This window comes from Bacillus sp. GMa5/1, from assembly GCF_050172015.1.
GTDB classification, from domain to species: Bacteria; Bacillota; Bacilli; order Bacillales; family Bacillaceae_G; genus Bacillus_A; species Bacillus_A cereus.
In genome coordinates this window covers 1-21944 of sequence record NZ_JBNLYC010000048.1, presented here as the reverse complement: position 1 = coordinate 21944, position 21944 = coordinate 1, and the positions used below count along the sequence as shown (strand labels likewise).

Sequence of the window (21944 nt, the reverse complement as noted above, 5' to 3'; positions counted from 1 at the left end):
CCCTGAGTCTTAAATGAAAGTTTAGGCGTTCGCCTGCGTTATAGGCACCAAGTGGATATCTATGTATATCAATTAAGGTGGTACCGCGGAACAATGACCGTTTCGTCCTTTTTATTTTATTAAGGGCGAAGCGGTCATTTTTATTTTGCTCTTAAATACTTCAGTGCAGCATTGATGAGAATAGATATAGTTACAAAGTGAATGAAGTGTAATTTATAAAAAAACTTTGATTTTAGACTTGGGGGATAAAAAAGTGAAAAAACAACGAATCGTTGTAAAGATTGGGAGTAGTTCCTTGGCAGATAGTCATGGAGGCATCTCTACAGAACAGCTTTCAGATCACGTTGCCGCATTGGCTCGGTTGAAAGAAGATGGGCACGAGGTTGTGTTAATTACATCTGGAGCCGTCGCTGCAGGTTTTTCAGCGCTAGGATATCCTAGCAGACCTGTAACGATTAAAGGGAAACAGGCTGCAGCAGCTGTCGGACAAAGTTTGTTAATGCAGGCGTACACGGAGGAATTCCGTAAATATGGCATCGTTACTGCGCAACTTTTGCTGACGAGAAGTGATTTTTCTAGAAAAGAACAATATAGTAATGCTTACGCTACGTTAGGAGAATTATTAAACCGTTCCGCTCTTCCAATTATTAATGAAAATGATTCCATCTCTTTAGAGGAGCTAACGTTCGGTGATAATGATATGCTGTCAGCTTTAGTAAGCGGGCTTGTTTCGGCGGATATGCTTATGATCTTTACGGATGTGAACGGGTTATATGACAAAAATCCTCAGAAAAATGCGGATGCAAAAAAATATTATTTTCTTCCTGAAGTTACGGAAGAAATTTCTTCTCTTGCAGGAGATGCAGGCTCAAAACTTGGGACTGGCGGTATGAAATCAAAAATCGATGCTGCAAAGACAGCACTCTCTCTTGGTGTGAGTGTATTTATCGGAACAGGACGTGGACAGGAAAAGTTTGTAGATGTTTTGAAGGGTAAGGGTGATGGAACGTATGTTGGTAATGCTCCTCAAAAAGAAATGAAGATGAACAAGCAATGGATTGCCTTGCATTCGCTTGTTAGCGGACAAATTGAAGTAGATGCTGGGGCAGCTACTGCCATCATTCAGCATGGGAAGAGTTTACTTCCAGCTGGTGTTACGAATGTATCAGGATTTTTCCAAGTGGGTGAAGTTGTAGAGGTTGTAACGCAACAAGGGCGCGTAATAGGAAAAGGACAATGCACATATAGTGCAGAGGAACTAAGAGATGTAAAAGGTATGCAAAGCCAAGATATTCAAGTAAGAGGCGAGAGACATAGTTATGAAGTCATCCATAGGGATCATTGGGTTTCACTTTAAAAAGGAGGAAATAAAAATGAATGAAGTGTTGGCAAAGGGGATAAAAGCAAAAGAGGTTGCTAGAGAACTTGTGCTTAAAACTACAGATCAAAAAAATGAAGCACTTGCTGCAATTGCTAATCAGCTGATAGTAGAAACAGCTTATATTTTAGAAGAAAACAAACGGGATATTGAAGAAGGTAAGGAGAAAGGATTTTCTCATTCACTCCTTGATCGCCTTTTGCTGAATGAACAACGAATTGTTGATATGACAGAGGGTATTAAGCAGTTAATTGAATTACGTGATCCTATTGGAGAATGTGTAAGTGCATGGGAACGACCAAATGGACTATCTATTCAGGAGATGCGCGTACCACTTGGTGTTGTCGGAATGATTTATGAGGCAAGACCGAATGTAACTGTTGATGCTGCTACAATTTGTTTAAAAACAGGAAACGCAGTAATACTACGTGGTAGTTCTTCTGCTATACATTCTAACAAAGCTATCGTTAGCGTTATTCACCGGGCGCTTAAGCAAACTAGCTTGCCTTCAGAAAGTGTACAGCTCATAGAAGATACAACGAGAGATAGTGCAAAACAGTTGTTTACATTGAACGAGTACTTGGATGTTCTTATACCAAGAGGCGGTAAACAATTAATTGATACAGTAGTGAGAGAAGCGTCTGTTCCAGTACTTGAAACAGGTGCGGGAAATTGTCATATATTCATTGATGAAACAGCAGATAAACAAATGGCGTTTAATATTATTATAAACGCAAAAACGCAGCGTCCATCTGTATGTAATGCAATTGAGACGATTGTACTTCATGAGAATTGGGCAGAGCAATATGGTAGCGAGTTGTTTTCTTCCTTGAAGGAAAGAGGAGTGGAGCTACGTGGTGATAATAAAGCAGTGGCGATTGATCCTTCTATCTTACTTGCGACAGAAGAAGACTGGGAAACTGAGTTTTTATCTCTCACACTAGCAGTGAAAGTGGTTTCCACTGTTGAAGAAGCGATTCATCATATAAATACGTATGGATCTATGCATTCTGAAGCGATTATTACTGAAAACGAGGAAAACGTCAGCAAGTTTTTTACTTCTGTAGATGCCGCGGCACTTTATCATAATGCATCGACTCGTTTTACAGATGGATCCGAATTTGGATTCGGAGCGGAAATTGGTATCAGTACACAAAAGTTACACGTAAGAGGACCAATGGGGCTTCCAGCATTAACTTCTACAAAATATGTGATTCGTGGAAATGGGCAAATTCGAAAATAATAATAAAAGACACTCAATTGGCTTGGGTGTCTTTTATTATAAAAATTATTTACCATACAAATAGCCCAACGAGCATAGCACTTAATAAAGAAACAGCCATCCCGCTAACAAGAAGCTTCCAAACATTTTTACCGATGACTGATGATTTTTCTCCGCCAAATAATGAATTGTAAGTTCCGTAAATCATACCTACTGTACTAAAGTTAGCAAAAGAAGCTAGAAATGTCGTTGCAACCGCAACCGTATGCGGTTGTAGCGACTTTAAGTTTGATTTTAAATCCATCATTGCAACAAATTCATTCGTCGTTATTTTGATCCCCATTAATTCAGCTACATACATAGCATCACTGCCTGATAAACCGAGTAAAAATGCAAAAGGACTAAAGATAATGGAGAAGATTTTTTGAATTGTTAACCCCGTTACAAAAAATCCTAAAATCCCATTTAAACATGCTGTTAAAGCTACATAACCAATTACCATAGCTAAAATAACGATAACCATATTCATCCCAACTAACATACTGTTTGAAATAGTAGAAAAGAAATCCTTTTTTTCATGTTTTGAAGGTGTGTAAACAACGTCTTCTTCTTTCGAAACTTCCACAGGATTTAATACATTGGCTAAAATTAATGCGTTAATACAGTTTAATGGGATTGCGCTGAAAATATATGTTGCTGGAACCATTGATAAATAAGCACCAAGAATGGATCCGCTAACGCTACTCATACTCATAATTCCAAAAGTTAATAATCGATTTTCTTTTAAAACAGATAATTGATCACGAACAACCGCAAGTGCTTCGGTGTTTCCTAAAAACATCATTTGAATCGAAAAGAAACTTTCTAACTTTGGTAAACGAGAAATCTTTGAAATAACTGCACCTACTTTATCAATAATCCAAGTTAAGATTCCGAAATAAGAAAGAATATCGAAAAAAGTAATAACAAAAATGATAGGAAGTAACGCACTAAAGAAGAAATCAATGTGCTGACTTTCCATAGCTGAAGGAAATGCAAATCGAATACCTTCATTCGCACATGCTAGTAGCCAACTGAAAAATGACGCAATTTTATTAATGATAATACTGCCGAGCTTTGTGCCTAACATAAACCACGTAATAAAAAGCTCCAATAGGATGAGAATTACAATTGGTCTCCATTTTATATGTTTTTTATTAGGCGAACATAAGAAAACGATTAATATGACAACGAAAATCCCTAACATATTCAATATGAAATGCATGTCAACAACTCCTTGAGGCTTATTATTTGTATATAAAAAAGCATCTATTCTTCCAAATTTGGATTATGATTAGAAGTTATGAAGCATGTAAGTTATGTTAGGAATCAATGTATTTTAATTTGCTTTATTTTGAGCAATCGCAGTAATTATCGAACAATTAGTTGTTTTCAATTGTTTTGTTGGATATTAAACGTATGCGATTTTAAACATCGTTTATCCCGGATTAACGGGCAGTAAGACTTTTACCTCAAAATTCAGGGAAAGCAAAGAAGTGAAGTGGGGATGGGCTGCCCGCAAAATCCCGATTGGTAAGAGCTGATTAAAATTTCACTTTATAAATAAGAACGGTGAGTTGGCCATGAACCTTGAAGTTTCCGAAGCTGTATAATTTGTCCTGTATGATAAGCATCATGCAAAAGGATATTCATATATTGTCGCCAAACTGGTAGAGAAGGACTTAGTTGATCTAGTTCTGCTTCTTGAAGGGCGGTTAATGAAGATTGTAAGGCATCATGTACTTGAAGCGTTCGCTTTTCTCTTCAATAAACCTTCTCTATAGTTGAACAAGAGAGTGAAATACAACGTATAATTGAGCCATTAAAAAATCTCATTTTTAATATGATATTTAATAATCAAGGCTTTCATTGAGTCAGAATGAAAAGAGTATAAACCTTTTTCTGTTTGCTCATTGATTAAAGTTTTTTTAAAGTTGCAAAACGGTTCTAAAAATATAGAAGGTAAAATTCGATGAAAATAGAATATGTTATATAGCAAACAAGGAGGGGATAAAAATGGAGGTCTATCACATAACGAGCAGAAAAAGGGAAACATACAACGTTCAGGTGAAATATTCGATACTTTTCGAATGTGCACTTGGCATTGCAGCGATTACTCATAAAAGGTTAATTGATACTCTTGAAAAAACTCAAAGTGAATGGGAAGAAATTAAGAAAGCATTAACAGAAGAAATGAGAGAACACTTACAGTTTGTAGAAGAACATAATACGTGGAAAGCATTACTCCAGTTATTGTATGAAGAGGATTTTCAAGATTTATCGCAGTTTAATTTTAAAATTGATTCATTTTCAGAAGAAGATTTGAAATTTATATGTTTACCGTTTTTAGGAGAGAAGTATGAAGAGAAAAGACGTTTAGCTGCAACGGGAGTTGTATGTGCAATACACGAACTAAAGGAACTAACAGATAATCATCAGTTTTTTTCTACTTATATTAGCTTTATATGTAATGTAGATGTACAAGTGCTGAAATCGCATTTAATCGCTGTTATGACAGGTTGGTATGAGAGTGTTATTAAAAGAGAGGAAGAACAAATACTTTCTATATTAAAACGAGATTATGAAGCGAAAAATGAAATGAATAAAAAGATGAAGCCGGAAGAGTTTGTCGAGTGGGCGACTGGGGGAGTGAACTATATGCCAGAGCCAAGTGTTCATCACGTACTTCTTATTCCGCAAATGACGTACAGACCGTGGAATATTGAAGCGGATATTGATGATACGAAAGTATTTCATTATCCAGTTGCGAATGAAAGCATTCATCCTGAAGATCCGTATGAACCGAATTATTTTTTAGTTCAAAAACATAAGGCTCTTGGGGATGAGGCGAGATTGCGAATTGTAAAAATGTTATTTGAAAAAGAACGTACATTACAGGAAATAACGGAAAGATTACAGCTTGGTAAATCGACTGTACACCATCATTTGAAATTGTTACGTGCAGCGAAGTTAGTTGATATACATGACGGAAAATATGTATTAAGAAAGAAAGCAGTACAGTCTTTAGCGAAAGAATTAGATATGTTTTTGAATAGATAATTAACAACGAGAATGTACATAAAGGGAGGAATATAAAAGAAAAGTTGGTGTGTGAAATTGAAAAATATATTGAAAAATCGTTCGTTCTTTTTTATGTGGATTGGTAGTGCAATCTCTGAATTAGGAGGGGCTTTCGGAACGTTATGTAATTCAATTCTAGTATATGAGTTAACAGGATCGGAAATGGCTTTAAGTAGTATGTGGCTATTATATTTCATCCCATCACTCATACTGCAATTAATAAGTGGCCCATTTATTGATAAATGGAGCCGGAAGTGGATTATGATTTTTTCACAATGGATACGGGCGTCCGTATTCTTATTACCTTTGGTGATGCTAGTTACAGGTAGTATAGAAGTTTGGCACATTTATGTTGTTCAAATTGTAGTGGGACTTATTACACCTCTTTATACACCTGCAAGTCAAGCAATTACACCGAGCATTGTAAGTCAAGGACAACTTCAAGACGCAAATGCGTATATTGATGGAATGACTCGTCTCATGATGTTTCTTGCGCCAGTATTAGGCGGAGTAGTCATTCATTTCATTGGAACAGAACTTACATTATCTTTCGTATGTATTTGTCTATTTGTTAGTGGTGCTTTCTTACTTTATATAAAAGAAAAGAGAACTACAACAGATATACGAAAAACGTGGCTAGAACAATTTCTTCAAGGTTTTACATATTTTTTTACAAAACCAATCATCGTTTGGCTCGGTATATTTCTTACTTTCGTGCAGTTTGGAGTAGGGGTAACGATGGTCACAAATCTTCCTTATATAAAAGACGAGCTGTTAGCGGGATATGCAGAGTACGGCTATTTTATGGCAGGTTTTCCACTTGGCTACGTAATTGGCTCAGTATTAGTCGGAAAAGTAACATATAAAAGCCGGCGTATACTTATGCTTGGGGGATTGTTTATAGGGGGACTCACATACATTTCGCTAGGGTTCAATCATAGTATTATCATTGCAATACTAATTGAAGTAATAGCAGGGATTTGTATTGCATTTTTCAATGTTCATAACACAACAATATGCCAACAAATCGTCCCAAATAATATGATAGGACAAGTATTTTCAGTGCGTTTATTTTTCATACGATCCGCTATGCCATTAGGTGTGTTAGTAGGGGGAATATTGAGTGAAATGTGGGGAGTAAGAGCGCTATATGTAATTATCGGTGCAGTTATATGTGTTACATCTTTAATAGGGATGTTACTTCCATATTTCAAATTTTTAGATGAGGCGATAGAAAAGAAATCAGCATAATTCAAAAAATTAAAACTTTACAATTGAAAATAATTATCATAATCAATTATAATAGAAGAATACTAGTATTCGTATAACAAAGAGGGAGTGGAATATATGTTTATCGAAACGAAAACATTTACAGTAAAAGAAGGTACATCAAATATAGTTGTAGAACGTTTCACTGGAGAAGGTATTATTGAAAAATTTGAAGGCTTCATCGATTTAAGTGTTCTCGTGAAAAAAGTAAGACGCGGCGACGAAGAAGTTGTCGTAATGATTCGCTGGGAATCGGAAGAAGCATGGAAAAACTGGGAAACAAGTGAAGAACACTTAGCTGGACATAGAGCGGGCCGTGGTAAACCAAAACCAGATCATATTATTAATGTGGATCATGCGGTTTATTATGTGAAATCATCGAAATCGGCTTATCAACAGTTGTAATATACAAGCAGAGGATACATGTTGTAGAAGCAAACATGTATCCTCTTTTTTATTACTGTGGGGATGGGAATGATAGGAAATCTTTCATTCATTTAAAAAACGTTCTAGGCTATAGAAAAAAATATTAGACTTATAAAGCATAGTCTTAGACGGAACGCTTGAATATTTTCCCTTACATATTTAAGTGTTATGAAAAAAATGAATCCATATACCCTCAGTTTAAAAGGAGATGAGTACATGAAGCTGAATCATTTAAATTTATGTGTTGATGATTTATCGGAAGCGAGACATTTCTTTGAAACATTTTTTGATTTTCAATTTTTGGAGCAAAAAGGGAAAGCACTTGTAGTCATGAGTGATGAGAGTGGTTTTATACTTGTACTAAGTGATCCAAAAGCATTTAAAGGGAATAAGGAAGTTACGTATCCGGAAGCTTTTCATATTGGTTTTTTAGTGGATACATCAAGTGAAGTGGATCAAGCGTATAATCGTTTAGTAGCCGGCGGCATTGAAATAGACAAGGAACCTTATTTGATGCGAGGTAGTAGTTATGGTTTTTATTTTACAGTATTTAATGGCTTATTAATTGAAGTGTCTTGTCTTGATTATAGAGAAGGTAAGAAAGTTTCAAAGCTTAATAATAATCATCAAGAGTAATCATTTGAAGGTGTATAGAATTTAAGTATGTATCATATTAGAAGACGGATTAAGAAAGTTTCACTGTAAAGTAAAAAAGACAGACTAATAAATAGTCTGTCTTTTCACATTAATTCTTCACATCATCATAAAGTTCAAGTGCCTCTTTCACATTCAATCCATTTTTTACAATGCCATGTATTGCTTGAATCATCGCAGCTGGGTGCTCGGATTGCCATATGTTTCGGCCCATGTCTACGCCGATTGCGCCTTCTTGCAACGCATTGTACGTAATGTTTAATGCGTCTTCAATTGAATCTAGTTTGGGGCCGCCCGCGATGACTACTGGGGCAGGGCATGTGCTCGTTATTTTTTCGAACCCTTCGCAGTAATACGTTTTAATAATATCAGCACCCATTTCAACACATACGCGGGAAGCAAGTGCTAGAAAGCGAGCTTCACGTTTTTGTAATTCTTTTGCGACTGCGGTAATGCCGAGTACAGGTAGGCCGTAATCGTGAGCTTCAGAGACTACATTTGCGAGATTTGTAACAGTTTGTGTTTCATAGTCTGATCCGACAAAAACAGAAACGCCAACGCCAATTGCGTTTTGCTTCACTGCTTCTTTTACAGGTGTAACAATTGTTTCATTCGCTAAATCTTTACCGACGACAGTAGCGCCGCCAGATACACGCATAACCATCGGTGTGCTGCAGTTTTCAGGAATACAGGAGCTAAGTACACCACGCGTTAAAAAGAGAGAATCCGTGTAAGGAAGTAAGTTTTTAACAGTTTCAAGTGGCTGTTCAAGCCCGTGAATTGGTCCTAAAAAGTAGCCGTGATCTATCGCTAACATTACCGCTCTGCCATCAGGTAAAATTGTATTTAATCGATTTTTAAATCCCCAAGTCATTCCAAATCACTCCTTCGTTAATGTTGGATTTTCCGTTTGAACCGTATCTTTATTTGGTAAATGTGGTGACTTAATAAAAACAGCTTTAAAAGGTTTGTCAGAATGGTTAATAAGATAGTGAGATTCATGAGGACGAACTTGCAGGACATCACCTTGTTTAATTGGAACTCTTTCGTTATTTACATAGAAGTCTATTTCACCTTCTAATGCATAAAAGACCTCTTCGCACGTCGTATGATAATGGTTTTGAAACTCCTGGCCCGGTTGAATGACAACAAGGCCAAGATCAATATTTGGACCTTGTATTAAATATTTCGGTCCGTTATCACCGAAGCGATAGGAGAAGTCATTTTCATTCGCTTTTAACATACAGTTCACTCCTTTATGTAATGTGTTACAGTGCACCAGGCGCAATCCACATATGTGAGGTGAGCCCTTTATCAGCTAAAGCGAGCTGACTGTCATATACAGTTTTCCATGTTTCATAGAACTCTTTATATAGTTCGTGATTTTCAGTAACTGGTTCGAATGTTTGCTCCCACTGTACAAACTCTTCGGCAGTTTCTTCCATAGATGAATATATGCCAGCACCAACTCCAGCAGCAATCGCAGTTCCTAAAGCAGCTGCTTCTTTCACAACAGGTACTTTTACAGGAATACCGAGTACGTCTGATAGAATTTGTGGCCATAGTTTTCCTTTAGCGGCACCGCCAGCAAAAATAACTTCAGAAGGGAATGTGCCAGTTAGATTTTTTATTAATTTTAAGTTTCCAAGTGTAATGAAGGCTGCATTTTCTTCAATAGCACGAAACAGTTCTTTTTTTCCGCATTTGTCAGCGTCTAAACTTAAATTTAAAAAAGAGGGTGCGGCATGACGCCAAGAAATGTAGTTCATAACGTTTGAAAAAGTAGGGATAATACCATATGAACCGACAGGTACGTCTTTCGCTTGTTCTTCTAATAATTCATAAGCATCTACACCGAGTTTGTCAGCAAGTTTCTTTTCCTCTTGGCAAAAAGCGTCTCGAAACCAACGCATAACGAGGCCAGGGAAAAAGGCAATCGTTTCATATTGCCAAAGGTTCGGAACGACGTGACAATTTACTCGAATTGCAGCATTTGGATCCGTTGTTGACTCTGTAATATTCACTTCCTGTTGCCAAAAGCTGCCGCCGCATATTAAAGTTTGATTTGGTTTTACGACTCCAGTCCCGAGTGCTGCCATTTGAGCATCACCGCCGCCAGCGACGACAGGAATCCCTTCAAGTAAACCAGTTAGTGCTGCACACTCTTTTGAAACATTACCAATCACAGTGCCAGCTTCATTTACTTTTGGTGAAAATGGCAAATTTATACCACACTCTTTAGCGACATCGTTATCCCAATTCCTATTTTGTAAATCAAAGATTCCGGACGTACAACCGTTGGAAGGGTCGATTTGCAGTACGCCGCTTAATTTATACAAAATCCAATCATTTAACATCGTAAAGGAGTGAATATTGCTATAGACGTCTGGTTCATGTTTTTTAATCCAAAGTAGACGTGGTAAAGCACCCAATGAAAAAGTTTGCCCAGATTTTCTGTATAAATCTTTTTCAAGATGTGAGCGGATTTCTTTTAGCTCACTAACTTCAGCGGATGCACGGCCATCAACATTTGCACATGCCCATATTTCTTGCCCATGTTTATCATATAAAACAAAACCTTCTCGCATACTTGTAGCGCTAATAGCAAGAATAGAAGAGGCAGGGGTATTGCTTTTTTGAAGAACCTCTTTCGTACATTCTTGTACTAGCTTCCAATTTTCTATTACATCAAAGTTCATAGAGCCTGGATAACGAGGATCAGTTTTATGAACCCATTCCTTTTGGCTTACTGCAATTTGATTGCCATGTAAATCAAAAAGAACAGCTCGAACGCTTCCTGTACCAGCATCGAAAGCTAATAAAGTAGACATTAAGAATCACCTTCCTTTCTTAATAAGGAGAGCGCAGTTTCTTCATCAGTAATTAATGTATGAATAAAATTCCCTTTTAAAGCCCCATAAATGGCATCTATCTTTTGAGTACCTCCAGCCACACCAATGACATGCTTCATGTTGCGAAGAATCGTAAGTGGTGTGCCAATTAGACGATTATGATGCGAGAGCTCTAATAACTCACCATTCGTATTATAAAACTGTCCTAAAATATCGCCCGCCCCGTTTTGACTTCGAATATATGTCATTTCACGTAGCGTTAATTTTTCTTCTTTTACAATTGTAGCGTCTTGAGATAACCCGCCAATACCGACAACTGCTGTATGTGCAAGTGAAGCGACATGAAGCATATCTTTCACACTTGGTTCTGATAAAATACTTCGTGCCATTTCAGTAGAAGATGCTAGAAAAGGAGTAGGAATAATATGAAGTTCGCCTTGCATGTAGTGTAAATAGTTTTGTTTTCTTGGGAGATAGTGGTTTACTCCGCCTGTTAGCGTTACGAATGAAAGATTAATAGAACTTTCAAAATGAATGTTTTCTAGCATTTTACTTATCGTTTCACCCCAGCCGATGCCGAGTAAATCGCCTTGCTGGAGATGAGTCTCTAAATATTGTGCAGCGGCTTTTCCGAGAGAAGTAGCATAATTGTTTATTGGAGTAGGGATAATGAAAGCATCTTTTAAGTGGAACTTTTTCATTAAGTCACGTTCAATGCTCAAGCAATGCAAACCGGTTCCTTTTACGTGAAATGTAACGATACCTTCACTGCGTGCCTTATCTAATAACCGGACGACTTTATTTCTTGAAATATGAAGAAGTGAAGCAATCTCTTGTTGTGTTAATTGATCTTTATAATAGTACCAGGCTACTTTAGTTAATAAATTTTCTTCAAAGTTCAGCTGTGACATACTCTTCATCCCTTTCAACAATTGACCAATGCTTAAACATATGTGTCACATATTTTGTTTATTCCAGTTGAAACGATTAATAGTACATTGAAAAAAGTGTTCTAGATATGAAAAAAGGAATATACAATGCTACAAAACAAGTAGAACAAATAATCATTTTCTCAAAAAATGTTCTGGGTAAAGGCAGGTGACATCATGTGGAGAATGTGCCCTTATTACAAGTGAAGAAAATGAGTAAGGCGTTTTCGAATCAACTTGTGCTAAAGGAAGTGAACTTACAAGTAGAGCATGGTGATATATACGCTTTAGTTGGTGGAAATGGCGCCGGGAAATCGACATTAATGAAAATATTAACGGGGTTATATTCGTATGATAGTGGAGAAATGTATGTGAAAGGAAAGAGACAGCAGTTTGCAAATCCAAAAGAAGCACACCAAGAAGGGATTTATTTAATACCACAAGAACCGCTCATTTTTCCGCATATGACCATTGAAGAAAATATATGTATTGGATTAAAGGGGAATAGAAAGAAGCTTAAAGTAAAAGTTCAGCAATTAATTGACAGTTTAAGTTGGGATATTGATCTTAATGAACAGGGAGAATCGTTATCTATTGCGCAGCAACAGTTAGTAGAAATCATTAGAGGATTAATAAGAGAAGCTGAGATTCTTATTCTAGATGAGCCAACATCGACATTAACAACACACGAAATTAAGAGTCTTTTTGTGTTGATGAAAAGTTTACAAGAAAAAGGAATTGGGATGATTTATATTACGCATCGTTTTCCAGAAATCTTTGAAATTGCCAACAAAGTAGCAATACTACGTGATGGAATGGTTGTAAGCCAAGGTGATGTATGTGACTATACATATGACATGCTGATGGAGGGACTATTGCCAAAAGGATATAAACAGAAAGAGAAAATAGAAGTAGTTCAAGAGACAGTAAAGACGAAAAAAATATTAGAAGTGGTTGATATAAATGGTCACGCATTCGAAAATATATCATTCACTGTACATGCGGGTGAGGTTGTAGGTGTTGCTGGCATTATAGGATCTGGCAGAACGGAATTAGCAGAAGCGATATTTGGATTGAAAACTATAAAATCAGGGTCTATCTTATTGGGTGGAAAATCAATTGATACGTGTTCTTTGCATAAAAGGCTAGATGAAGGACTAGTTTATGTGCCAGAGGATAGGGCGAGGAATGGAATTTTCTCAATTGCTTCTGTTAAAGAAAATATTGCAGCGGCAAGTTTATATCAAAATAATCGCTTTTTTATAAATCAAGAAAAAGAAAGCGCTTTAGTTAATTCGTTTATAGAACAATTCCGAATTGTTGTACAGAATATGAATAAAGAACTGGCATCTTTATCAGGAGGTAATCAGCAGAAGGTCGTGCTTGCGAAGTATCTTGCATGTAATCCTAAAATTATTATTCTTGATGAGCCGACTCGCGGAATTGATGCGAAAGCAAGGCTTGAAGTGTATGAGACGATAAAAAAAATGAAAAGGGAAGGACTCGCAATTTTATTAATCTCTTCGGATGTTGAAGAGATTGTCCAATTAGTAAACCGTGTATATGTAATGAGAAATGGGCGATTTGTTTCTCATATGGAAAAAGAACAACTGAGTGTGAATGAAGTTACACGCCTTGCATACGGAGGTGTAACGGAATGAAACGTATGTATAAAAGGCACGAAACGTCTATCATACTGTTACTACTAATTTATATAGCCATTGTCGGTATAATAAATCCTAGTTTTATTCAATTTAACTCGTTATCTTTACTGATGAAATCAAGCGTTATTTTAGTCGTTCTAGCAATTGGCCAATCGTTCGTTTTATTTACGAAAAATATAGACGTATCAGTTGGTTCAAGCATGGGATTAAGTGCAGCAGTTTGCGGAATGATGTTAACGAATGGGTATAGTGCATTCTTGTCGATATTTGTAGCTATTATACTTGGGGCCATTATCGGTTTCGTAAATGGTATTGGAGTTGCAAAGTTTCGGATACCAGCCATTATTATGACATTAGGGATGCTAGGAATTGTTAGGGGTGCAATGTTAATCTTCACAGGCGGGAAGTGGATTGAAGATATTCCAAACGATTTTAAGCAGCTGTCATCTATCATCATTCTTGGTTTACCTATAACTGTATGGTTCGTTCTTATTATTTTACTACTACTATACTTCTTTTTAAGAAAAGTGCCATTGGGAAGATACTTTTATGCGGTAGGTGATAATGAAGATGGCGCGAGGCTTATTGGTATACCTGTTAATCAAGTGAAGATATATGCGTTTATGATTTCAGGCATAAGCGCTGCGCTCGCTGGTTGCATATTTGTTATGAATATCGGGTTCGTCCCAAATCAAACAGGTACAGGATTAGAATTACAAGTAATCGCAGCCGCTGTACTAGGAGGAATTCATTTAAAAGGAGGAACAGGATCTTTATTTGGAGCTGCATTAGGAGCGTTATTTTTAGAAACAATAAGTAGCTCACTCGTCTTTTTAAAAATACCAGCATTTTGGAATAATGCTATTTCAGGTTTTTTACTATTACTTATTATTATATTAGATAGTGTTATGAAAAAGTGGAAGGCAGAAAGGAGGATGAATCTATGAAGTATGTATATAGATGGGAAGGGGTTCTAATTGTATTACTTCTTGTAGAATTCATCCTTTTTAGTTTAATAAATAGTGATTTCTTAAATATTAGTAATCTCCTTTTTAGTACAAATGATTTTCTATTCATAGCAATCGCGGCAATTCCAATGACTTTCGTTATTGTAACAGGAGGAATTGACGTATCTGTAGGATCAATTATGGGGCTAACCTCGATTTTAATTGGTGTGTTTTGGATGAATGGAATTCATATTTTACTAGCAGTAATAATGGCACTTATAGTCAGTTGCTTAGCAGGAGCTTTAAATGGGCTCATTATAAAATTGACAGATGTAGAACCACTAGTCGTTACACTCGGAACGATGTTTTTATACGGAGGAATTGCACTCGTCATTTCAGGAGGGGCAGGTGCTTCTGGATATGAAGGGATAAGCGGTTTACCTGATACTTATGTACAACTAGCAAATGGTAGTTTTATAGGAATACCCAATTTATTATGGCTACTTATTTTATTAACAATTGTATGCACGATTTTGTTTCACCGAACGATATATGGGCGCCACGTAAAATTAACAGGCGCGAATGAAAATGCAGCAAAATACACCGGGATTAAGACGAAGAAAGTAGTAATCATTGCTTACATACTTTCTGGGTTAGGAGGTGGATTAGGAGGAGCTTTCTTAACTGCATATTTCGGTTCTGCACGTGCTGATATAGGAAGCGAAACAATATTACCAATCATTACAGCAGTCGTCTTAGGCGGTACACTTATTACAGGCGGAAAAGGAAGCATTATCGGTACTGTACTGGCGAGTATTTTCATTGGGCTCATGCAGTATGGCTTGCAAATGGCGGGTTTAACAAATGAACAATCCAATGTAGTAATAGGTATTATCCTTATTCTTTCAGTTATTATGAGACATTTCAAATTACATCAATTTTTAGCGGGGAAAAGACAGAGTTTGCATAAGGGGGAAATGTCATGAAGAGAAAACTAGGGATTGTATTGATTGTATGTATTTGTTTAATCGGTTTAATTGCGTGTTCTAGCCAAACGGCAGATAAGAAAAAGGCTGATGATGTGAAATTTGCATTTATTCCGAAATTAACAGGAGTTGGTTTCTTTACATCGGGAGGTGAAGGAGCAAAGGAGATGGGAGAGAAGCTAGGCGTACAAGTGAAATATGATGGGCCGTCTGAAGCGAGTGTATCAGGGCAAGTAAAGTATATAAATAATTTTATTAACCAAAACTATGATGCACTTATGGTTTCCTCTACATCAGTTGATGGTTTATCGCAATCACTACAACGTGCTAAGAAAAAAGGAATGACCGTCTTAACATGGGATTCTGATGTGAATCCGAAAGATCGTTCTTTTTATATAAGCCAAGGAACACCAGACCAACTTGCTAACTTATTAATAGAAATGACTTCTAAGCAAATTGGAGATAAAGGAAAAGTAGCATTCTTTTATTCTAGCCCGACAGTAACGGATCAAAACCAATGGGTAACGAAAGCGAAAGAAATTATTAAAAAGAAATATCCGAACTGGGAAATTGTAACGACGCAGTACGGTGAAAATAATGCACAAAAATCTTTATCCGTAGGGGAGAACATATTAAAAACGTATCCAGATATTAACGCAGTTATTTGTCCAGATGCAACAGCACTCCCAGCAATGGCGCAGGCAGCTGAAAACTTAAAAATGGATAAAAAAGTAGTGGTAACTGGATTTTCTACACCGAACGTTATGCGTGATTATGTAAAACGAGGAACAGTACAACAATTTGGTTTATGGGATGTAAAACAACAAGGTGCTCTCGCAACGTATGTAGCAAATGAAATTGTTGTAAAAGGGAAGAAGTTAAAAGTAGGGGATAGCTTCGAAGTAAAAGGAATTGGAAAAGTGAAAGTAGAGCCAAACTCCATTCAAGGATATGATTATGAGGCAGAAGGGAACGGAATTATCGCATTACCAGAACGAGTTGTATTTACGAAAGATAATATTGATAAGTATAATTTTTAGTAGACAAAAAAACGTCCGAATATATCGGACGTTTTTTTATTTCTGCATTAATTATGAACAGTTTCTTTTTCGTTTAATCCAAGTGTACGACCAGTAGAAGTGTGAAGATCTTGGAACAATCTTGGATTTTCAGTTAGTGAAATGCCATATGAAGGAATCATTTCTTTTATTTTTTCTTCCCATTCTACCATGCGGCTTGGGAAACATTTTTCTAATACTTCAAGCATGACGTGAACAGCAGTAGAAGCACCTGGTGATGCGCCTAGTAATGCGGCGATTGAGCCGTCAGCTGCACTTACTACTTCTGTACCAAATTGAAGTGTTCCTTTACCGCCAGCATCAGTATCTTTAATTACTTGTACACGTTGTCCAGCAACTACAATATCCCAATCTTCACTTTTCGCGTTCGGAATGAATTCGCGTAATTCTTCCATACGTTTTTCATGTGATAACATAACTTGCTGAATTAAGTATTTTGTAAGTCCCATTTCTTTTACACCAGCGGCTAACATCGTTAAGACGTTATTCGGTTTTACAGAACCGATTAAGTCAAGATTTGAGCCAGTTTTTAAGAATTTAGGTGAGAAGCCTGCGAATGGTCCAAACAGTAAAGCTTTTTTATTGTCTATATATCTCGTATCTAGATGAGGTACAGACATTGGCGGAGCGCCAACTTTAGCTTTACCGTACACTTTCGCATGATGCTGCTCTACAACTTTTTGGTTTTTACATACCATAAATAGTCCACTTACTGGGAAGCCACCGATATGCTTTGATTCAGGGATACCAGTCTTTTGGAGTAGAGGTAGGCTACCGCCACCGCCGCCAATAAAGACGAATTTAGCAGTATGATGCTCAATTTTACCACTATTCATATCGTGTACTTTTACTTCCCACAAACCATTTTTCGTGCGCTTAATATTTTCGACACTATGCTTGTAGTTTAGCTCGACATTTTTTGTTTTTAAGTAATCAAACAACATACGTGTTAATGCACCGAAGTTAACATCTGTTCCAGAGTCAATCTTCGTTGCCGCCATCGGTTCATTAGATGTGCGACCTTCCATAATGAGTGGAAGCCATTTTTTTAATGTTTCAGGAGCATCAGAAAATTCCATTCCTTGAAACAGTGGATTTTTTGAAAGCGCTTCAAAACGGTTTTTTAGAAACTCAACATTTTTTTCCCCTTGTACTAAACTCATATGAGGTAGTGGCATAATAAAATCTTGTGGATTACGAATTAATTTGCTCTTTACAAGATATGCCCAAAATTGTCTTGAAAGCTGGAATTGCTCATTCACTTTTACAGCCTTACTAATATCTATAGATCCGTCAGCTTTTTCGGAAGTATAGTTCAGTTCGCATAGCGCAGAATGCCCTGTACCTGCATTATTCCATTCGTTAGAGCTTTCTTCCCCGGCACTTGCGAGTTTTTCAAAAACTTTAATTTCCCATTCTGGTGCTAATTCTTTTAGTAATGAGCCTAACGTTGCACTCATAATTCCTGCACCAATTAAGATAACGTCTGTTTTTTGCTGCATGTTGCTCATGATAATCTCTCCATCCCCTATATTGGCAAAAAAGTGTAGGTGTTTTCTATGTCTAAGCCGTAAAAGAGAAACACCGCCTAGGCCCCACCTAGGTGTATACCTTTTTTGTCTCAATTATATAACCATCTCATACTCTATTATAATAATTAATAGACTAAAATATCTAGTGTTATCTGATAATTTTAAACTATTTAACGTTTTATTCGCTAAAAATCTTATTTAACAAGCTCTTTTAAGGTGGTAAATAGAAAAAAATTACAGTTTGAAATTATCTCGAAAAAGCTTACGTATCCTTAAGTGACTAAATCGAGTACCTTTTTATGGGATTATTCTTTCTGTAATGGTAAGATTATTCTGAAAAATAAAAAGGAGGGACTCTAATGTGTACAAAAGAACAAATTTCAAACTTATTTCGAAACTTTTCAATAAAGGAATGTAAAGGGTCAAGTGATTTATATGAATATTTATCAATGGAAATTGCTGAAGATGAGGAAGTACTTACACTATCGTCCTATGCTCAGGTAGGTCAACCAGTCCCAAACTTACTATTAGGTGCAGTACATTATTTATTGCTAGCAGGGAAAGAACATCATTTAAAAACGTATTATAGTAGTTTAGTTGAAAATGCTGATACAAATTTAGATAAAGCTTTTAATCATTTTAAAGATTTCTGTAAAGAGTACCGAGAAGAAATCATTACTTTGTTACAAACGAAACTCGTTCAAACAAATGAAGTAAGACGGTGCGCATACTTATACCCAAGTTTCTGCTACATATTTAACAAAGTGAAGAAGCCGTTAGCGTTAATTGAAATTGGGACAAGTTCTGGGTTGCAACTGTTCTGGGACCAATATCGTTATTCGTACGGGACGGATGAAATGTACGGAAATATAAATTCAAATGTGCATGTAACTTCTGAAATAAGAGGGGAGAATGTACCGCATTTTCTAAAAGAAAGCCCATCTGTCGTAGAAAGAATCGGACTGGACTTACATGTGAATGATTTACATAATGAGGAAGATTATTTATGGTTACGTGCTTTAATTTGGCCAGAACATAAAGAAAGGCTTGAGATGTTTGATCAAGCTGCATCTTTAGTGAAAAATGAATCTGTCCAATTAATAGAAGGAGACGGTGTAGAGCTATTATCATCTATTATTGAACAAATAAGTGAAGAAGCTGTTATTTGTATTTTCCATACACACGTCGCAAATCAAATACCAGAACAAGTTAAACATAAATTAGAAAAACAAATACAAGAAATTGGCGCAAAACGTGATGTATTCCACCTGTATAACAACATGTGGGATCGTGACCTTCATATTGATTATTATATTAACGGAAACGAATATCGTGAAACGGTTGGAGAAACAGAAGGGCATGGGAGATGGTTTAGCTGGAAGATTGGAAATGAGACGCTTATTTAGATTAATAGGGGCGCCCTCACTTGTAAAAGAAGGGACCATAGGCTCAAGCATTGACTAAATGGTTAAGGAATAAATGTATTAGTAACATACAAAAAATGCTTCGGAGAAATCCTAAGCATTTTTTGAATTACATTTAAACCCCATAATGGATCATGTACTTCTGTTCTGCTGCAGCTTGTACAATTTTTGAAGCTAACTCATTCAGCTCATCAGATTTTCTGAAGAACTTTGAAGATGTAACTGTTTCATAGAAAATTGCTAAAGATTCAGGAGGGATAATTGTAATACCACAATAAGCTAAACCGTATTCCTGATTTTTGACTGTATGAAAGTAAGTTTTCATAATTGATAAATTTTGATTTAAACTACTGATAATATCATCATTAACAGAAATACAATGATATTTCTCTGGTGTATAATCATTGTAACTTTTTTGAGAATTAAATTCGTCAATTATTCCAAAATCATGGACACATGCCATCATTATCATCCTTTCAACTTTAATAAAGTGAGTTCTATTAAAGCAAAATGGTTATTTTGTTTACGTGTAATAGAAATGATTATGTAGTTCATTAGTATAGTACTTCATAAAATATCTTCGTTTCTTCTTCGTGAAGACAGTTTACTTATCGATAAACGCATCAGGAGCCCAAGTGGCGATTTCATTCCCAGGTGCAGCGACTACAAGCCATTGCTCACATAGGACACCAGCATGCCAACATTCATAATAATCATGAAAACCATTTAAAAAAATAATTTGTCCACTATCTAATGTAATAATTAAATGAGGGCTTTCTAAGCCAAGTTGTATATCGGTAACTTTTTGTCTTCTTATCTTAAATATTCTTTCATATTCTTCTTCCTCAGAATAAACTTCAAATTCATCTTCATTTAATGGGTATCTTTTTTGAGGCTTATTAAATAAACACCATTTTGATTCGATATTGATATATAATTGCTCGTCATAATCAACGGAGTCGTGAAAGTTTGTAAATTGAATCTTTATAGCGCCTGAAGAAATACCAAATTGTAATCCATCAACTTGTGATCCGATAAAGAGATTTTTTAACACTTTTTCAGCGTAAATTTTATCCTCTGTATTCATTCTTGAATTCCTCCTTTTCATAAAAATATACCTTATATTTTTATTGTAATAAATAAATTTTCATGTAAAATGAACCTTTTGTGAAAAACGAGCGAATATAGTGTGAAGGATCATGAGAGGGGAACGGAGCTTTGGATGAAGTACAATTAAAAGAATGGCTATATAAACGAAAGTATGTTGTCCAAAAAAGAGTTTGAGAAAGTGTTACTTTGGATTGTTGAATAGATATTTAGTAAAAGAATTAACCAATAATTATATTATGTAAACTTTATTTATAAAACACCCATTTAAAAAATGGATGTTTTATATTTTAATATATTAGGTGTAATATATAGTTTAAAAAAGCGGAATACTTTGCGGAAAGTTAAAAATATTTTTCGGATCATATTTCGCTTTTACTTCCATTAATCGGTCAAAGTTGCAACTGAAGTATGCATCTGGCCAATTTTTAATGGATAGGTCAGGCGTATTAACGTAGACACCTTTTGTAAATGGAAGCATCGCTAAGCGGAAGTCTTCAACCCATCGAATACTTCCAGCGGCACCTTCTGGTTGCTCCCAAGTAGCGAATATTGACATGTTTGATAGTGCTTTTCGGTAAAAGTAAGCAGTTGCCTCATTTGGCACCTCAGCAACAGCACCGCCTAATCCGTGGGAAAATATGGAGGTGGTAAAAAAGGGTAAGTTAAATCGTAATTTCTATTTGATTGCCTTCTGGATCACCTATTACACTTTCATAATAGCCATCTCCAGTAAAACGTGGTCCATTTAATAAAGGATAACCAGCATCTTTTATCACCTTTGTCAGTTCATTCACTCGTTCTTCACTACCGACAGAAAAAGCCATATGAGCATAGCCAGTTATGTTTAAATTAGGCTTATTTTCAACCCCTTTTTTACGCATAAGTTCAAGCCTTGCTCCAGATTCGAACGTAATAAAATAAGATTCAAATTGTTTCATTTCATTATGGTATAACGAGTTTGCTTTACCATTAAAGTATTTTATATAAAAATCACGCATACATTCTAAGTCATTTACCCAAATTGCGATATGTTCAATTTTCATAGGTTTCACCAATCCTATCTGTATCAATTAGGCTTCCACTGTATTAAATTTGCATTTGCATTGCAACAATTTTGCTTTGCTATTAAAGCTAGTTGTTAATTTTTGATTATGTACGTACATACAATATGTAATTAAGTGAATGACCATCATAGTAATTACAGAAAAGGGTGAATACAGTATATGAATCAATTTGAGCAAATGATGTACGTTGGTGTCATCATGTCTATTGTACTATCTGTAATGATTTTAGGGTCCTTATATTATAATCCTCGACTTTCATTAACTGATTATCCGAAAGATATTCAAAAA

General features: G+C 36.0%; 21 protein-coding genes, 2 pseudogenes and 1 other annotated feature (1 of these 24 running past the window's edge). Of the genes and pseudogenes, 12 read left to right on the top strand and 11 right to left on the bottom strand.

The features are described 5' to 3' along the window. Window positions 1-113, top strand: a binding site (T-box leader); it begins 98 nt to the left of the window's first position. A gap of 140 nt (window positions 114-253) precedes the next feature. Together proB and ACQGSG_RS14025 are read left to right on the top strand one after the other, a co-directional pair. Continuing rightward, the gene (proB, locus tag ACQGSG_RS14030; protein ID WP_000744736.1) at window positions 254-1357 is read left to right on the top strand and encodes a glutamate 5-kinase; all 1104 of its coding nucleotides are present in this window, start codon (window positions 254-256) and stop codon (window positions 1355-1357) included. 16 nt (window positions 1358-1373) lie between these two features. Continuing rightward, complete coding sequence (locus tag ACQGSG_RS14025; protein ID WP_001006620.1) at window positions 1374-2621, top strand: glutamate-5-semialdehyde dehydrogenase; 1248 nt, start codon at window positions 1374-1376, stop codon at window positions 2619-2621. Window positions 2622-2670: 49 nt separating this feature from the next. Here ACQGSG_RS14025 and ACQGSG_RS14020 read toward each other — a convergent pair whose 3' ends face one another. Both ACQGSG_RS14020 and ACQGSG_RS14015 read right to left on the bottom strand, forming a co-directional pair. Continuing rightward, window positions 2671-3864, bottom strand: coding sequence for a NupC/NupG family nucleoside CNT transporter (locus ACQGSG_RS14020; protein ID WP_000545484.1), 1194 nt, complete (start codon window positions 3862-3864; stop codon window positions 2671-2673). 332 nt (window positions 3865-4196) lie between these two features. Beyond that, window positions 4197-4397: pseudogene (locus tag ACQGSG_RS14015) on the bottom strand (DinB family protein); the annotation flags it as partial. Window positions 4398-4655: 258 nt separating this feature from the next. Between ACQGSG_RS14015 and ACQGSG_RS14010 the strand changes: the two are divergent. From ACQGSG_RS14010 to ACQGSG_RS13995, 4 genes are all read left to right on the top strand, one after another. Then, window positions 4656-5699, top strand: a complete 1044-nt coding sequence (locus tag ACQGSG_RS14010) for an ArsR/SmtB family transcription factor (RefSeq protein ID WP_000454579.1) — start codon at window positions 4656-4658, stop codon at window positions 5697-5699. Between the two features lie 51 nt (window positions 5700-5750). Beyond that, the gene (locus ACQGSG_RS14005; protein WP_080450943.1) at window positions 5751-6971 is read left to right on the top strand and encodes an MFS transporter; all 1221 of its coding nucleotides are present in this window, start codon (window positions 5751-5753) and stop codon (window positions 6969-6971) included. Between the two features lie 96 nt (window positions 6972-7067). After that, complete coding sequence (gene hmoA / locus ACQGSG_RS14000) at window positions 7068-7394, top strand: heme-degrading monooxygenase HmoA (RefSeq protein WP_000469497.1); 327 nt, start codon at window positions 7068-7070, stop codon at window positions 7392-7394. Between the two features lie 237 nt (window positions 7395-7631). Continuing rightward, a complete protein-coding gene (locus ACQGSG_RS13995) occupies window positions 7632-8051 on the top strand; it encodes a VOC family protein (RefSeq protein ID WP_325843224.1) in 420 nt (139 codons plus the stop codon). A 109-nt stretch (window positions 8052-8160) separates the two neighbouring features. On the opposite strand, the gene lsrF is transcribed toward ACQGSG_RS13995, so the two are convergent. Genes lsrF through ACQGSG_RS13975 form a run of 4 tightly spaced genes read right to left on the bottom strand, consistent with a single transcriptional unit; the run spans window position 8161 to window position 11850 of the window. Next, complete coding sequence (lsrF, locus tag ACQGSG_RS13990; protein ID WP_000219782.1) at window positions 8161-8943, bottom strand: 3-hydroxy-5-phosphonooxypentane-2,4-dione thiolase; 783 nt, start codon at window positions 8941-8943, stop codon at window positions 8161-8163. A 6-nt stretch (window positions 8944-8949) separates the two neighbouring features. Continuing rightward, complete coding sequence (locus ACQGSG_RS13985) at window positions 8950-9312, bottom strand: cupin domain-containing protein (RefSeq protein ID WP_000909986.1); 363 nt, start codon at window positions 9310-9312, stop codon at window positions 8950-8952. A gap of 25 nt (window positions 9313-9337) precedes the next feature. Continuing rightward, entirely contained in the window at window positions 9338-10900 is a 1563-nt protein-coding gene (lsrK, locus tag ACQGSG_RS13980) for an autoinducer-2 kinase (protein WP_325843225.1), read from the bottom strand. Continuing rightward, complete coding sequence (locus ACQGSG_RS13975; protein ID WP_134995477.1) at window positions 10900-11850, bottom strand: sugar-binding transcriptional regulator; 951 nt, start codon at window positions 11848-11850, stop codon at window positions 10900-10902. The genes lsrK and ACQGSG_RS13975 overlap by 1 nt, the downstream gene beginning before the upstream one ends. Window positions 11851-12029: 179 nt before the next feature. Between ACQGSG_RS13975 and ACQGSG_RS13970 the strand changes: the two genes are divergently transcribed. From ACQGSG_RS13970 to lsrB, 4 genes are read left to right on the top strand one after another with little or no spacing between them, the layout of a single operon-like run. After that, the gene (locus ACQGSG_RS13970) at window positions 12030-13511 is read left to right on the top strand and encodes a sugar ABC transporter ATP-binding protein (protein WP_000432629.1); all 1482 of its coding nucleotides are present in this window, start codon (window positions 12030-12032) and stop codon (window positions 13509-13511) included. Then, window positions 13508-14461, top strand: coding sequence for an ABC transporter permease subunit (locus ACQGSG_RS13965; protein WP_000827685.1), 954 nt, complete (start codon window positions 13508-13510; stop codon window positions 14459-14461). Before ACQGSG_RS13970 ends, ACQGSG_RS13965 begins: the two co-directional genes overlap by 4 nt. After that, window positions 14458-15447 carry an ABC transporter permease gene (locus ACQGSG_RS13960; protein ID WP_061666767.1) on the top strand — a complete coding sequence of 330 codons (990 nt, stop codon included), beginning with the start codon at window positions 14458-14460 and terminating at the stop codon, window positions 15445-15447. Before ACQGSG_RS13965 ends, ACQGSG_RS13960 begins: the two co-directional genes overlap by 4 nt. Continuing rightward, window positions 15444-16487, top strand: coding sequence for an autoinducer 2 ABC transporter substrate-binding protein LsrB (gene lsrB / locus ACQGSG_RS13955; RefSeq protein WP_061666768.1), 1044 nt, complete (start codon window positions 15444-15446; stop codon window positions 16485-16487). The genes ACQGSG_RS13960 and lsrB overlap by 4 nt, the downstream gene beginning before the upstream one ends. Before the next feature lie 47 nt (window positions 16488-16534). Here lsrB and ACQGSG_RS13950 read toward each other — a convergent pair whose 3' ends face one another. Beyond that, the gene (locus ACQGSG_RS13950) at window positions 16535-18037 is read right to left on the bottom strand and encodes a malate:quinone oxidoreductase (RefSeq protein WP_000069138.1); all 1503 of its coding nucleotides are present in this window, start codon (window positions 18035-18037) and stop codon (window positions 16535-16537) included. Between the two features lie 380 nt (window positions 18038-18417). On the opposite strand from ACQGSG_RS13950, the gene ACQGSG_RS13945 reads away from it, so the two are divergent. Beyond that, window positions 18418-19464 (top strand): DUF2332 domain-containing protein, encoded by a 1047-nt coding sequence (locus ACQGSG_RS13945; protein WP_061666769.1) that lies wholly within the window; start codon window positions 18418-18420, stop codon window positions 19462-19464. A 133-nt stretch (window positions 19465-19597) separates the two neighbouring features. Here the strand turns inward: ACQGSG_RS13945 and ACQGSG_RS13940 are convergent, their stop codons facing one another. The 4 genes from ACQGSG_RS13940 to ACQGSG_RS13925 form a co-directional block, all read right to left on the bottom strand. Continuing rightward, window positions 19598-19948: a hypothetical protein gene (locus ACQGSG_RS13940; protein ID WP_002152719.1), complete on the bottom strand. Its 351-nt coding sequence runs from the start codon at window positions 19946-19948 to the stop codon at window positions 19598-19600. Window positions 19949-20086: 138 nt separating this feature from the next. Beyond that, window positions 20087-20569, bottom strand: coding sequence for a hypothetical protein (locus ACQGSG_RS13935; RefSeq protein ID WP_070757957.1), 483 nt, complete (start codon window positions 20567-20569; stop codon window positions 20087-20089). Window positions 20570-20905: 336 nt separating this feature from the next. After that, window positions 20906-21196, bottom strand: a complete 291-nt coding sequence (locus tag ACQGSG_RS13930) for a BBE domain-containing protein (protein WP_025966090.1) — start codon at window positions 21194-21196, stop codon at window positions 20906-20908. A gap of 58 nt (window positions 21197-21254) precedes the next feature. Next, window positions 21255-21635: a VOC family protein gene (locus ACQGSG_RS13925; RefSeq protein WP_000687533.1), complete on the bottom strand. Its 381-nt coding sequence runs from the start codon at window positions 21633-21635 to the stop codon at window positions 21255-21257. A gap of 180 nt (window positions 21636-21815) precedes the next feature. Here ACQGSG_RS13925 and ACQGSG_RS13920 point away from each other — a divergent pair. Continuing rightward, window positions 21816-21944: pseudogene (locus tag ACQGSG_RS13920) on the top strand (nitroreductase); the annotation flags it as partial.

What these genes read in the sequence shown, in the direction of transcription:
- ACQGSG_RS14025 (WP_001006620.1), top strand. Translation starts at nt 1,374, where the DNA reads ATGAATGAAGTGTTGGCAAAGGGGATAAAAGCAAAAGAGGTTGCTAGA.
- ACQGSG_RS14020 (WP_000545484.1), bottom strand. Translation starts at nt 3,864, where the DNA reads ATGCATTTCATATTGAATATGTTAGGGATTTTCGTTGTCATATTAATC.
- ACQGSG_RS14010 (WP_000454579.1), top strand. Translation starts at nt 4,656, where the DNA reads ATGGAGGTCTATCACATAACGAGCAGAAAAAGGGAAACATACAACGTT.
- hmoA (WP_000469497.1), top strand. Translation starts at nt 7,068, where the DNA reads ATGTTTATCGAAACGAAAACATTTACAGTAAAAGAAGGTACATCAAAT.
- ACQGSG_RS13995 (WP_325843224.1), top strand. Translation starts at nt 7,632, where the DNA reads ATGAAGCTGAATCATTTAAATTTATGTGTTGATGATTTATCGGAAGCG.
- lsrF (WP_000219782.1), bottom strand. Translation starts at nt 8,943, where the DNA reads ATGACTTGGGGATTTAAAAATCGATTAAATACAATTTTACCTGATGGC.
- ACQGSG_RS13985 (WP_000909986.1), bottom strand. Translation starts at nt 9,312, where the DNA reads ATGTTAAAAGCGAATGAAAATGACTTCTCCTATCGCTTCGGTGATAAC.
- lsrK (WP_325843225.1), bottom strand. Translation starts at nt 10,900, where the DNA reads ATGTCTACTTTATTAGCTTTCGATGCTGGTACAGGAAGCGTTCGAGCT.
- ACQGSG_RS13965 (WP_000827685.1), top strand. Translation starts at nt 13,508, where the DNA reads ATGAAACGTATGTATAAAAGGCACGAAACGTCTATCATACTGTTACTA.
- ACQGSG_RS13960 (WP_061666767.1), top strand. Translation starts at nt 14,458, where the DNA reads ATGAAGTATGTATATAGATGGGAAGGGGTTCTAATTGTATTACTTCTT.
- lsrB (WP_061666768.1), top strand. Translation starts at nt 15,444, where the DNA reads ATGAAGAGAAAACTAGGGATTGTATTGATTGTATGTATTTGTTTAATC.
- ACQGSG_RS13950 (WP_000069138.1), bottom strand. Translation starts at nt 18,037, where the DNA reads ATGAGCAACATGCAGCAAAAAACAGACGTTATCTTAATTGGTGCAGGA.
- ACQGSG_RS13945 (WP_061666769.1), top strand. Translation starts at nt 18,418, where the DNA reads ATGTGTACAAAAGAACAAATTTCAAACTTATTTCGAAACTTTTCAATA.
- ACQGSG_RS13940 (WP_002152719.1), bottom strand. Translation starts at nt 19,948, where the DNA reads ATGATGGCATGTGTCCATGATTTTGGAATAATTGACGAATTTAATTCT.
- ACQGSG_RS13935 (WP_070757957.1), bottom strand. Translation starts at nt 20,569, where the DNA reads ATGAATACAGAGGATAAAATTTACGCTGAAAAAGTGTTAAAAAATCTC.
- ACQGSG_RS13925 (WP_000687533.1), bottom strand. Translation starts at nt 21,635, where the DNA reads ATGAAAATTGAACATATCGCAATTTGGGTAAATGACTTAGAATGTATG.